Origin of the sequence: Microbacterium sp. LKL04 (assembly GCF_900102005.1) — a bacterium.
GTDB lineage: Bacteria > Actinomycetota > Actinomycetes > Actinomycetales > Microbacteriaceae > Microbacterium.
Genome location: NZ_LT627736.1, coordinates 242,333 through 254,450 on the forward strand (window position 1 = coordinate 242,333; position 12,118 = coordinate 254,450).

Below are 12,118 nucleotides of genomic sequence, written 5' to 3' on the forward strand. Positions count from 1 at the left end.
ATGAGCCAGCACGCCGCCGAGAAGGTCCCCGTCGCCGACGGCGGGCTCTCGAAGAAGGGCCTCAGCGCCGGGACCATCGGCCTGCTCGGCGCCGTCGTCATCGGCATCTCGTGCATCGCGCCGGCGTACACGTTCACGGCCGCGATCGGCCCGACGGCCTCGGCGGTGGGAGCCCAGATCCCCGCCGTCATCCTCGTGGGGTTCATCCCGATGCTGCTGGTGGCGTTCGGCTACCGCGAACTGAACAACCGGATGCCGGACGCGGGCACCTCCTTCACGTGGGCGACGCGCGCCTTCGGGCCGTGGATCGGGTGGATGGCGGGGTGGGGGCTCATCGTCGCGACGGTGCTCGTCCTCTCGAACCTCGCCGGGGTCGCCGTCGACTTCCTCTTCCTCCTCGTGTCGCAGATCACGGGCGACCCGTCGATCGCCGACCTCGCCGGCATCCCCTGGCTGAACATCGTGGTCTGCCTGCTGTTCATCGCGGGGGCGACGTTCATCTCCTATCGCGACATGCAGACGACGCAGAAGCTGCAGTACGTGCTCGTCGGCTTCCAGGTCATCGTGCTGGTGTTCTTCGCCGTCGCCGCGATCTCGGCAGCGGTGAGCGGAGGCGGCTTCGACTTCCAACCGTTCGATCTGGAATGGTTCAACCCGTTCGCGGTGTCGTCGTTCAGCGCGCTCGCGGCGGGCCTGTCACTGTCGATCTTCATCTTCTGGGGATGGGACGTCACCCTCACGATGAACGAGGAGACGAAGGACCCGGAGCGCACCCCCGGGCGGTCGGCGACGATCACCGTGATCACGATCGTGACCATCTACCTCCTCCTGGCCGTCGCGATGCTCATGTACTCCGGGACCGGTGACGGCGAGCTGGGGCTCGGCAACGCCGACATCCAGGACAACGTGTTCTTCTTCCTCTCCGGTCCGATCCTGGGTCCGCTGGCGTTCCTCGTGTCGCTCGCCGTCCTGACGAGCTCGGCGTCGTCGCTGCAGTCGACCTTCGTGAGCCCCGCACGCACGCTCCTCGCGATGGGGCACTACGGCGCCCTCCCGAGACAGTTCGCCCGGGTGAGCCCGCGATTCTTCACCCCCGGGTTCGCGACGGTCGTGTCGGCGATCGTGGCGGCGGTCTTCTACGCGGTGATGCGCGCGGTGAGCGAGAACGCCCTCTGGGACACGATCCTCACCCTCGGCCTCATGATCTGCTTCTACTACGGCATCACGGCGTTCGCGTGCGTCTGGTACTTCCGCCACCAGTGGTTCGACTCGGTGAGGAACGTGTTCTTCACGTTGCTCTTCCCGCTGGTGGGCGGCATCATCCTGGCCGTGCTGTTCGTCACGACGCTCATCGACTCGGCCGACCCGGCCTACTCCGAGAGTGGGACCGACATCTTCGGCATCGGCATCGTGTTCTTCCTCGGCCTCGGCATCATCGTGCTCGGCATCGTGGTGATGATCGTGATGCGTATCGTCGCTCCCGCCTACTTCCGCGGACAGACCCTGTCCCTCGACGCACCCCCCAGCGCGCGAAAGCTGCGCGCAGAAAGTGAGACCCTCCGATGACCTCCCGCGAGTCAGACCTCCTCTCCGGCATCCCGAACCAGCTCTTCATCGGCGGGGAGTGGGTGGATGCCGAGGGGGGCAAGACCCTCGATGTGTTCGACCCCTCGACGGGCGAGGTCATCCGCCGCATCGCGGACGCGTCCCCGGCCGACGGCATCCGCGCCCTCGACGCAGCCGTCGCCGCGCAGGAGTCGTGGGCGGCGACCGCGCCCCGCGAGCGGAGCGAGATCCTCCGTCGGGCGTTCGACCTCGTGCAGGACCGCAAGGAGGACCTCGCGCTCCTCATGACGCTCGAGATGGGCAAGCCCCTCGCCGAGTCCCGCGGCGAGGTCGCCTACGGCGGTGAGTTCCTCCGCTGGTTCAGTGAAGAGGCCGTCCGCATCTCGGGCCGGTACGGCCTGAACCCCGAGGGGACCGGACGCATCGTCGTCTCGCAGCGTCCCGTCGGACCCTCGTTCTTCATCACCCCGTGGAACTTCCCGCTCGCGATGGCGACCCGCAAGATCGCGCCGGCGCTCGCCGCCGGCTGCACGGTCGTCGTGAAGCCCGCGGAACTGACCCCGCTGACGACGCTGTTCTTCGTGCAGCTGCTCGCCGAGGCCGGCGTCCCCGCCGGTGTCGTCAACGTCATCACGACCGCATCGTCGGGCGCGGTCTCGGCGCCGATCATCGCCGACCCGCGACTGCGGAAGCTCTCGTTCACGGGGTCCACTCCGGTCGGGCAGAAGCTCATCGCACAGGCCGCCGAGGGGGTCCTGCGCGTCTCGATGGAACTCGGCGGCAACGCCCCCTTCGTCGTGTTCGAGGATGCCGATCTCGACAAGGCCGTCGACGGCGCAATGCTCGCGAAGTTCCGCAACATCGGCCAGGCATGCACCGCGGCGAACCGCTTCATCGTCCACGAGTCGGTGGCGGCCGAGTTCTCGCGCCGGGTCGCGGACCGCGTGCGCGAGATGACCATCGGCCGCGGCACCGAGGACGGAGTGCAGATCGGTCCGCTCATCGACGACCGCGCGGTGGCGAAGGCGGCGGAGCTCGTCGGCGACGCCGTCGAGCGCGGCGCGCGCGTCCTCGTGGGCGGGAACGCCGTCGAGGGTGCCGGCACGTTCTACGAGCCGACCGTCGTCGACGGCGTCGTCCCCGGCAGTGCGATCCTCCGCGAGGAGATCTTCGGACCCGTGCTCGCCATCAGCACGTTCTTGGACGAGGACGAGGCCGTGCGCCTCGCGAACGACACCGAGTACGGCCTCGTCTCGTACGTGTTCACGCAGGACCTCGCGCGCGGCCACCGGATGATCGACCGCCTCGAGACGGGGATGATGGGGCTGAATGTCGGTGTCGTCTCGAACGCAGCCGCGCCCTTCGGCGGTGTGAAGCAGTCCGGCATGGGCCGCGAGGGCGGCCTCGAGGGCATCCACGAGTACCTGAACGTGAAGTACACCCTGATCCCGGCCTGACCGGAAGCACTGAGGAGCATCATGAGCGACTACGCCGTCATCGACCCCGCCACCGGCGAGACCCACGCGACGTACCCGACGGCATCCGCCGACGACGTCGAGCGCGCCCTCCGGGCCGCCGACGAGGCCGCGCGAGGCTGGGGTCGGACCTCGACTCCCGCCGAGCGGGCCGATCTGCTGCGTCGCGTGGCGCAGCTGCATCGCGAGCGTCGCGAAGACCTGGCGAAGATCATCGTCCGCGAGATGGGCAAGCAGATCGACGGCGCCCTCGGCGAGGTCGACTTCGCTGCCGACATCACGGAGTACTACGCCGACCACATCGACGAGATCACCGCCGACACGCCGATCCCGATCGAGGGGGAGGGGACCGCCGTCATCCGCAGGGCGCCGCTGGGTGTGCTCCTCGGTGTCATGCCGTGGAACTTCCCGTACTACCAGGTGGCCCGCTTCGCCGCCCCCAACGTCGCGGTCGGCAACACGATCCTGCTCAAGCACGCGCCGCAGTGCCCCGAGTCGGCTGCCGCCATCGAAGAGATCTACCGCGACGCGGGCTTCCCCGCCGGCGTCTACACGAACGTGTACCTCACGAACGAGCAGGCCGCCGACGTGATCGCCGACCCGCGCGTGCACGGCGCATCGGTGACCGGCTCGGAGCGCGCCGGGGCCGCTGTCGCCGAAGTCGCCGGACGCAATCTCAAGAAGGTCGCCCTCGAGCTCGGCGGCTCGGACCCGTTCATCGTCCTGTCGGCCGATGACCTCGACGCGGTCGCGCAGGCCGCCGTCGACGCGCGCCTCGACAACACCGGCCAGTCCTGCAACGGCGCGAAGCGGTTCATCGTCGTCGACGGGCTCTACGATGCGTTCGTCGAGGCGTTCACGGCCAAGATGGCGGCCGCTTCGGTCGGCGACCCGTGGAGCTCCGACACCGTCCTCGGGCCGCTCTCCTCGGTCACCGCGGCCGAGCGTCTCGAGAAGCAGATCCAGGATGCCGCGGCCCAGGGCGCGACGATCGTCACCGGTGGCACCCGCGACGGCGCGTTCTTCGCGCCGACCGTCCTGACGGACGTCACCCCCGAGATGGACGTCTACCGCGAGGAGCTGTTCGGCCCCGCCGGTGTCATCTACCGCGTCGCCGACGAGGACGAGGCGATCCGCGTGGCCAACGACACCCCCTTCGGCCTCGGGTCCTACGTCTACACGACCGACCCCGAGCAGGCGACCCGCGTCGCCGACCGGATCGAAGCGGGCATGGTCTACGTCAACCTCGTCCTCGCCGATGAGCCGGGACTGCCGTTCGGCGGCATCAAGCGCAGCGGCACGGGTCGTGAGCTGGGCCTCCTGGCGGCCGACGAGTTCGTCAACAAGAAGCTCGTCCGCATCGGCTGAACGACTGACGAGGGGCGGCATCCGGTCGGATGCCGCCCCTCGCGGCTTTCGCGTCAGGCCGAGGTCGTCGCGCGGATCTCCGCGGCCTCGCCGTGGCGGCCGAGACCCTCATAGACGTCGCCGAGTTCGAGCGCCGCCTGCTGGCGCAGCGGCTCGTTCTCGCTGTCCGTGGCGTGCTCGATGGCGGCGCGGTAGAGGGGGACAGCGTCATTCGGGCGCTCGACGCCGACGAGCAGACGCGCTGCCAGGAGTTCCGAACCCGCGCCCGAGCTGGCGTCGCCGGCCTGCGCGAACCCGTCCGCGGCCTGGAGCGCGGTGGCCACGGCCTCATCGGTACGCTCGCGCGCCGCCAGCAGCCGCGCGCGGGTGTCGAGCACGTCGGCGACGTACCAGTGCGCCTCGTTGGCCCGGCCGAGAGCCAGGGCCTGGTCGATGACCTCGAAGGCATCCTCGTCGCCGCGCTGCATCTTGGCCTGCGCGAGCAGATGGAGCGCCTCGGCGTGCAGACCGACCTGCTCCTCGGTGCCGGCGGTCAGGCCGAGGGCGGTCTCGAGGGCGATCACGGAGTCGTCGTACTCGCCGAAGTTTCCGAGGTGGCGGCCCTGCGCGACGAGTGCGAAGGCCTGGCCCTCGGCTTCGCCCGCCTCCTCGTGGAGGTCCGCGGCGAAGCCCCACGCGCCGACGGCGTTGCCGAAGTCGCGTGCGCCCTCGTACGCCCGGGCGAGCAGCCCCACGGTGATGGCGCGCGATCCGGCGGGCACCTCGGCGGCGGTCTCGTCCGAGAGGACCTGGTGGAGCGCGTCGACGGCTTCTTCCGGCATCCCGGCGGAGATCATTGCCCGGCCCAGTCGGTAACGCGGGTCGGCCGTGGGAGCGCCCGCCGACTCGTACCGCTCGACCGCGGTGCGGTAGCGGCCGGCGGCGAGCGACGCGGCCCCGGCATCCTCATGGAGCGCTCCGGCCAGCACGAACGATTCCGCGATGCGGACATCGTCCGCACCGAGCGAGAGGAGGAGTCGTGCCGCCTCGTCCGCAGCGGCGGCGCCCTCGGCGAACTCCTCGGCCACGCCGTGCAGTCGGGCCTTCGACGCGAGAGCCCGCGCGCGACGACCGTCGCTGAGCGACTCCGCGAGAAGGTCGTCCAGGTCGGCGCGGGCCTCGTCGAAGAGCGAAGCGGATGCCGCGGCGTCGACCGCGAGCAGTCGCGCACCCTGTGCGCGCACCGCGTCGCCTGCCTCGAGGAACAGGCGCACCCCTGCGCGGGCGTCGTCACGGGCTTCCGCGAACGATCCCTCGTACATCTTCGCGACGCCGCGCGTCGAGACCAGGTCCGCCTGGACTGCCGCGGGCGCGCCCACCGCGGCTGCCAGCTCGGCGCCGAGCGTGTCGCCGGCCGCTGCCAGGTCGTGCCCGAACAGGACGAGGCCGAGGCGCTCTTCGAGGTCGGCCTGCGCCGCGTGCCCCGCGGCGCGCAGGATCGTCAGACGCTCGGGCAGGAACGCCTCGGCCTCGACGATCCGGTCGGTGGCGACGAGGCCGCCCAGCAGGTGCGACGACAGGACCACGCCCTCGGCGGGGTCGGCATCCGTCAGCAGCCCGCGGAGCGGGTCGATCGCGGCGGACGACCCGGCGTGCGCCAGGGCGACGGCACGGGCGACGCGGTCCTCCCGCGTGAGGACGGGAGCGGGTGCGACCACCGTCGAGAAATCGTGCGAGCGGATGGGGACGTCGTAGTGCTCCGTGCCGACCTCGCGCAGGCGCGCGAGGTTCCGCGTGTGGGCGTCCGTGCCGTTCCGGCGGTCGAATGCCGCGGCGATGTCGCCGGCGGCACTCCACGCCGCGGCGGCGAGCTCGTCGACGCGCCACGGGCCGTCGTGCGCGCCGAAGACGGGCACGAGGGCCTCCGCGTCCGAGCCGCGGACGGTGAGGCCGGGGTGGCCCGCCGCGGCGACGGCGTCGAGGGCGAGCGCGAAGGCGCCGAGAGCCGTGGCGTGCGCGTCGGCGTCGAGGCCGTCGTGCACGAGCCACGACAGGTGGCGCTCGACGAGGGCGAGGGCACGCGCCTCGTTGCCGGTGACGGCGCAGAACACGACGTTCTTCGCGACGATCGCGAGGTTGTCCGGGTTCTCCTTCGCGAGGCGGTAGCTGCGCAGGTGCGCGGTGCGTGCGTCGTCGAGCATCCCCGCGCGCAGGTAGGGGAGGAGGATGCGAGCCAGCGCGTGCTCGGGCTCCTCGCCGCACGAGAACCCGTTCTCGATCATCTCGCCGACGAGTCGGATGGCCTCTTCCTCGCGACCGGTCTCGATGAAGAACCCGGCGAACTGGCTGCGGACGCACGCGTCGCAGTGGCTGTAGTCGTCGCGGGGGGTCGCCTCGAGCGTGCGCTGCAGGTCGGCGGCTTCGTCCATGCGGCCCGCCGCCCAGGCATCCTCGAAGCGGGCCATGAGGACCCCGCTGGGACCGACGCCGGCCCGCTGGTAGTGCGCTTCCATGTCGTCGAGCACGGCGGCGATCTGCTCCGTGGGGAACTCGGGCGAGCTGCCGAGGGCGCTCGCCATCCACTTGTACTGCCAGAGCACGTCACCGGCGCCCTCGACCTCGGCGGGGAACCGTTCCGGATCGGCGTCGTGGTGCGCCAGGCACCACGCGAACGAGGTGAGCATGAGGTCCGTGTCGCCGCCCATGTTCGCGCTCGAGGTCTGCCGCAGGCGGGCTTCGTACTCGAGTCGTTCGTCGCCGCTCTCCTGCGCGAGCGCGACGGCCTGCGCGACGAGGGACTGCTCCTGCGGACCCCACGGGGTGTTGTCGATCTCGTCGAAGAGGGATCGGATGCGGGTCGCGTAACCGGTCATGAGGCTCCTTCTGTCGAGGGTGGGGTGTCGGCGTCGATGGCGCGGTCGACCAGCTCCGAAAGGGCGTTCGACATCATCGTGCGATCGGAGGGGCCGAGGGGGTGGTGCCCCGCGAGAAGCGACTGCACGTAGAGGAGCTGCACGCTCAGGTCGAACACCCGGCCGGGCGGCGTCGCGGCGAGCTTGCGGATCATGGGACTCGTCCAGTTGAGGCACAGCCGAGCCGCGAGCTCGTCCGCGGCGCGGCCGCTCGAGACGATGCTCGCCGCGCGGTCGAGGACGCCGCCCCACAACGCGCCCCCGGCGCTGCGCGCACGGCCACGGTCGAGGGCGCGCAGCACCTCGGGATCGGCCACGAACAGCCCCGGCAGGTCGGGACGGTCGAACGTGCGGACCGCGACGTCGACGTCCTCGAGCGCAGCCTTCGCTCGCTCCTCGAGGGCTGTCGCCGCGGCGCGGTCGTCGAGAGGTGCGAGGTCCAGCCGGTCGATCTCGCCGACGACGTCGACGCGCTCGACCTCGACGCCGGGGAACAGCTCGGGGATCCGGCGGACGAGGTCCGCGTCGTAGAGGTAGCCGCCGTTGACGAGGACACCGCCGGCGGAGGCCATGCTGGCGACCTGGCGGAACTCGTCGACGGTCTCGGCGTAGCGCACGGTCGGGAACCTGCGGGCGAGCTCTTCGACGCGCAGACGACCCGCGGTCGTCTCGACCGAGAGCCACCGGACGATGAACCGGGCGAGTTCGTCGTCGTGGCGGACGAGCGACTTGAGTGCGACCTCGTGGATGGACACGAACTGCGCGAGCCGGACGGGGTCCTGCAGTGCGACCTCCAGGATCCAGCGGCGGATCGCCTCGCCGATCTCCTGGCGTGTCTGTTCAAGTGCGTCGTCGTCGACGAGCGACTCGCGACTGGCGGTCGGGTGCAGTGAGCCGGAGTCGACGACGGCGCGGGCGAAGAAGGCCCAGGCGGGGAGCAGCTCGTCGGCGCGCTCGGTCAGCAGCATCCGCCGCAGGTACACGCGGGTGCTCTGGCGTGCCGTCGGGGGAGGCGCGAACGGCAGCACGAAGGCCACCCCGCGCGTCTGCGTGCCCGGGACGTGCAGCGGGATGACATCGAGCGGTTCCGCGCCGATGAGCTCACGCCCGTAGCCGAGCTGTCGCTCGAGATCGCCGTCGAGGAAGGGGGCGGGTTCGGTGACGGTCGTCTCGCCGCCGCCGGGAAGGTCTACGACGACCGTGTGCGGCAGATAGCGTCCGAAGGTCTCGGCGAGCTCCATGACCGTGCTCGTCCCGAGCAGCGCCCGCGTGTCCGAGCGCGGCGTGAGGTGCACGCTCGTGCCGACCGGGATGTCCTCGGGGTGGGGGGCGACCGTGAAGGTGCCGTCCGAATGTCCCGTCCACTCGACGGGAGCGGACCCTGACGCGCTCCGCGAGCGGATGACGATCGTGTCGCACACCATGAAGCACGAGAGCATCCCGATGCCGAACTGACCGAGGAAGTCGCCGCGCGGCAGGTCGAAGATGTCGCGCTTGGAGCTGCGTCCCACCGTGGCCAGGAGGTCGGCGACCTCGGTCTCGGTGAGCCCCACCCCGTCGTCGCGCATCACGAACTCGGCCGAGCCGTCGCTGACGGGCGTGATGCGGATGCGGCCGCCGCCCCCGTCGACGGCCCGGCGCGCGGCGATCGCGTCGACGGCGTTCTGCAGCAGCTCGCGCAGGAACACCCGAGGACTCGAATAGATGTGGCGGCTCAACAGGTCGATGACCCCGCGGAGGTCGACCTGGAACTGTTGGGCGGCAGTACTGTCCGTCACCGCGCTCCTCGGTAGTCGTCGTTCATCCGATGCCGTGCTCCCCCATGCCGGTGACGGCCGATCAAGCCTAGCGAGGCGGCCCTCGGACGGCGAGGGATGCCGCGCGTTCGCCACCCTCCGAGCCATGCCGTATGCTGGTCCACGCAGTTGTCTGCATTCTTTTGCCGTGCCCATGGGCCCGACAGGATGTGGATTCCCGGGTCGAAAGACCTTAGGGCGGTAGCTCAATTGGCAGAGCAGCGGTCTCCAAAACCGCAGGTTGCAGGTTCGATTCCTGTCCGCCCTGCGCGTCAGCGTCAGCTGACTCGAACCGAGCAACAGGTGGGTTGAATGGTCCAGGATGAGCCGAACGGCGAGGTCGTCGCTGCCAGCAGCGGCGCCACCCGTGAGAAGAAGCTCAACTTCTTCCAGCGGATCGCCCTTTTCATCCGCCAGGTGATCGCCGAGCTCCGCAAGGTCGTGACACCGACCCGGCAGGAGCTGGTGAAGTTCACCCTCGTGGTCCTGGGATTCGTCGTTGTCGTGATGGCCATCGTGTACGGGCTCGACCTGTTCTTCACCTGGATCACGAACATCGTCTTCGACGTCCCCAGGTGACGTCCGGACGATCATCCGTCGCGGTGACGGACGGCATCCCGGATCATCTGAACCGCCCGCCGCGTTGCCGCTGAACATCGAAGCCGAACCTGCAGGGAAGTGAATGACGTGACCGAACGATATGTCGACGACGCCGACTGGTCGACCGCCGCGGAGCAGTCCAGCGAGGACGACGAAGCGCAGGAGGGCAACGTCCTGGCCGGTCAGGAGCGTTCCGCCGAATCCGCTGAGCACGCCGCCCTGCACATCGAGGACGAGGAGCCCGTCGAGGACGAGCCCACCGGAGAGGATGCCGTCGTGATCGAGGACCCCGAAGCCGACCGCATCGTCAACGACGCGCTCGAGATCGACCAGGCCGACGAAGCCGAGGCTGCCGCCGAGGTTCTCACCGAGTCGCTCGCCGACGAAGAGGAAGAGCGCGCCGCAGCTGCGGCGGACGAGGTCGCCCCCTACGACGGTCCCGAGCTCGGCGATGACGAGGACGAGACCTCGGACGACCCGTACGAGGCCTTCCGTCAGGAGCTCCGCTCGCTCGAGGGCAAGTGGTACGTCATCCACTCCTACGCCGGTTTCGAGCGCAAGGTGAAGGCCAACATCGAGCAGCGGAAGTCCACGCTCGAGGTCGAGGACGACATCTACCAGGTCGAGGTCCCGATGGAGGACGTCGTCGAGATCAAGAACGGCCAGCGCAAGATGGTCAACCGTGTCCGGATCCCCGGATACGTGCTCGTGCGCATGGAGCTCAACGAGGACACCTGGTCGGTCGTGCGCCACACGCCCGGCGTCACCGGCTTCGTAGGCAACGCCCACAACCCGACCCCGCTGCGTTTCGAAGAGGCCTTCACCATGCTGAAGCCGCTCGTCGAGGCCAAAGAGGTCGCGCCGGCCAAGGGTGCCACCGCCACGAAGGGCTCTGCGACGCAGGCCCGCTCGGTCATCACCGAGGTCGACTTCGAGATCGGCGAGACGATCACGATCAAGGAGGGCTCGTTCGCGGGTCTTCCCGGATCGATCTCCGAGATCAAGCCCGAGAGCGGCAAGCTCACTGTCCTCGTCTCGCTCTTCGAGCGCGAGACGCCGGTCGAGCTGTCGTTCGATCAGGTCACCAAGCAGTAAGCGCAGCATCGCGCGACGCGAAGGCCCCGCTCCGGCGGGGCCTTCGTCATGCCGGGGGATGCCGGATGCGGTAGACTCATGTGGTTTGTGCGCCGCTTCGTCGTGCGCGCAGGCATCACCACGACCCGGATCCGCCGGGACCGTGGGAGAACGAGGCATCCGCCTCGCTCGTGAAAGGAAGAGGAAATGGCACCGAAGAAGAAGGTGACCGGCCTGATCAAGCTTCAGATCAACGCCGGTGCAGCCAACCCGGCGCCGCCGATCGGCCCCGCGCTCGGTCAGCATGGCGTCAACATCATGGAGTTCTGCAAGGCGTACAACGCCGCGACCGAGTCGCAGCGCGGCAACGTCATCCCCGTCGAGATCACCGTCTACGAGGACCGCAGCTTCACGTTCATCCTGAAGACCCCGCCCGCCGCGGAGCTCATCAAGAAGGCCGCCGGTGTGGCGAAGGGTTCTGCGACCCCGCACACCACCAAGGTCGCGAAGCTCACCAAGGATCAGGTTCGCCAGATCGCCGAGACGAAGATGCCCGACCTGAACGCCAACGACATCGAGGCCGCCTCGCTGATCATCGCCGGCACCGCCCGTTCCATGGGCATCACGGTCGAGAGCTGAGGGGAACAGAACAATGGCTAAGTCCAAGGCTTACGAAGCAGCAGCGGCCAAGATCGACCGCTCCACGTTCTACTCCTCCGAGCAGGCTGTCGCCCTCGCCAAGGAGACCGGTTCGGCCAAGTTCGACTCGACCGTCGAGGTCGCGCTGAAGCTCGCCGTCGACCCGCGCAAGGCGGACCAGATGGTCCGTGGCACGGTCATCCTGCCCCACGGCACCGGCAAGACCGCCCGCGTCATCGTGTTCGCGACCGGTCCCGCCGCTGAAGCCGCTCTCGCCGCCGGTGCGGACGAGGTCGGTGGCGCCGAGCTCATCGAGAAGGTCGCCGGTGGCTACACCGCGTTCGACTCGGCTGTCTCGACCCCCGAGCTCATGGGCCAGGTCGGTCGCCTCGGAAAGGTCCTCGGACCCCGCGGCCTCATGCCGAACCCGAAGACCGGCACCGTGACCCCCAACCCGGCCAAGGCCGTCGAGGAGATCAAGGGCGGAAAGATCGAGTTCCGCGTCGACAAGCACGCCAACGTGCACTTCGTCGTCGGCAAGGCGTCCTTCTCGGAGGACCAGCTGAACGAGAACTTCAACGCTGCACTCGAAGAGATCGTGCGTCTGAAGCCGTCGAGCTCGAAGGGCCGTTACATCCAGAAGGGCGCCATCTCGACCACGTTCGGTCCCGGCATCCCGCTGGACGTCAACGCTCTCGTCTGAGTCGTC

9 protein-coding genes and 1 tRNA gene are annotated in these 12,118 nt (G+C 69.5%); 8 read left to right on the plus strand and 2 right to left on the minus strand.

What is annotated here, in order from left to right:
- From BLP38_RS01230 to BLP38_RS01240, 3 genes are read left to right on the plus strand one after another with little or no spacing between them, the layout of a single operon-like run.
- Window positions 1–1,566, plus strand: a complete 1,566-nt coding sequence (locus BLP38_RS01230; RefSeq protein ID WP_091351853.1) for an APC family permease — start codon at window positions 1–3, stop codon at window positions 1,564–1,566.
- Complete coding sequence (locus BLP38_RS01235) at window positions 1,563–3,023, plus strand: NAD-dependent succinate-semialdehyde dehydrogenase (RefSeq protein WP_091351854.1); 1,461 nt, start codon at window positions 1,563–1,565, stop codon at window positions 3,021–3,023. Before BLP38_RS01230 ends, BLP38_RS01235 begins: the two co-directional genes overlap by 4 nt.
- 21 nt (window positions 3,024–3,044) lie before the next feature.
- Entirely contained in the window at window positions 3,045–4,409 is a 1,365-nt protein-coding gene (locus BLP38_RS01240; protein WP_091351857.1) for an NAD-dependent succinate-semialdehyde dehydrogenase, read from the plus strand.
- A gap of 53 nt (window positions 4,410–4,462) precedes the next feature.
- Here the strand turns inward: BLP38_RS01240 and BLP38_RS01245 are convergent, their stop codons facing one another.
- Both BLP38_RS01245 and BLP38_RS01250 read right to left on the minus strand, forming a co-directional pair.
- Window positions 4,463–7,261, minus strand: a complete 2,799-nt coding sequence (locus BLP38_RS01245; RefSeq protein ID WP_091351867.1) for a hypothetical protein — start codon at window positions 7,259–7,261, stop codon at window positions 4,463–4,465.
- On the minus strand, window positions 7,258–9,078 hold the full coding sequence (locus tag BLP38_RS01250) for an HSP90 family protein (RefSeq protein ID WP_157681061.1): 1,821 nt from the start codon (window positions 9,076–9,078) through the stop codon (window positions 7,258–7,260). Before BLP38_RS01250 ends, BLP38_RS01245 begins: the two co-directional genes overlap by 4 nt.
- A 213-nt stretch (window positions 9,079–9,291) precedes the next feature.
- Here BLP38_RS01250 and BLP38_RS01255 point away from each other — a divergent pair.
- The 5 genes from BLP38_RS01255 (at window position 9,292) to rplA (ending at window position 12,112) form a co-directional block, all read left to right on the plus strand.
- A tRNA-Trp gene (locus BLP38_RS01255) sits at window positions 9,292–9,364 on the plus strand.
- A 44-nt stretch (window positions 9,365–9,408) separates the two neighbouring features.
- Entirely contained in the window at window positions 9,409–9,675 is a 267-nt protein-coding gene (gene secE, locus BLP38_RS01260) for a preprotein translocase subunit SecE (protein ID WP_065571373.1), read from the plus strand.
- Window positions 9,676–9,783: 108 nt separating this feature from the next.
- On the plus strand, window positions 9,784–10,791 hold the full coding sequence (nusG, locus tag BLP38_RS01265; RefSeq protein ID WP_091351874.1) for a transcription termination/antitermination protein NusG: 1,008 nt from the start codon (window positions 9,784–9,786) through the stop codon (window positions 10,789–10,791).
- 186 nt (window positions 10,792–10,977) lie between these two features.
- On the plus strand, window positions 10,978–11,409 hold the full coding sequence (rplK, locus tag BLP38_RS01270) for a 50S ribosomal protein L11 (RefSeq protein WP_018186960.1): 432 nt from the start codon (window positions 10,978–10,980) through the stop codon (window positions 11,407–11,409).
- Window positions 11,410–11,422: 13 nt separating this feature from the next.
- The gene (gene rplA / locus BLP38_RS01275) at window positions 11,423–12,112 is read left to right on the plus strand and encodes a 50S ribosomal protein L1 (protein ID WP_018186961.1); all 690 of its coding nucleotides are present in this window, start codon (window positions 11,423–11,425) and stop codon (window positions 12,110–12,112) included.
- Window positions 12,113–12,118 lie beyond the last annotated feature (6 nt).

Bases quoted from the DNA above. Each gene is read 5' to 3' on its own strand.
- BLP38_RS01245 (WP_091351867.1), bottom strand. From the start codon at position 7,261: ATGACCGGTTACGCGACCCGCATCCGATCCCTCTTCGACGAGATCGAC.
- rplK (WP_018186960.1), top strand. From the start codon at position 10,978: ATGGCACCGAAGAAGAAGGTGACCGGCCTGATCAAGCTTCAGATCAAC.
- BLP38_RS01230 (WP_091351853.1), top strand. From the start codon at position 1: ATGAGCCAGCACGCCGCCGAGAAGGTCCCCGTCGCCGACGGCGGGCTC.
- BLP38_RS01240 (WP_091351857.1), top strand. From the start codon at position 3,045: ATGAGCGACTACGCCGTCATCGACCCCGCCACCGGCGAGACCCACGCG.
- secE (WP_065571373.1), top strand. From the start codon at position 9,409: ATGGTCCAGGATGAGCCGAACGGCGAGGTCGTCGCTGCCAGCAGCGGC.
- BLP38_RS01235 (WP_091351854.1), top strand. From the start codon at position 1,563: ATGACCTCCCGCGAGTCAGACCTCCTCTCCGGCATCCCGAACCAGCTC.
- rplA (WP_018186961.1), top strand. From the start codon at position 11,423: ATGGCTAAGTCCAAGGCTTACGAAGCAGCAGCGGCCAAGATCGACCGC.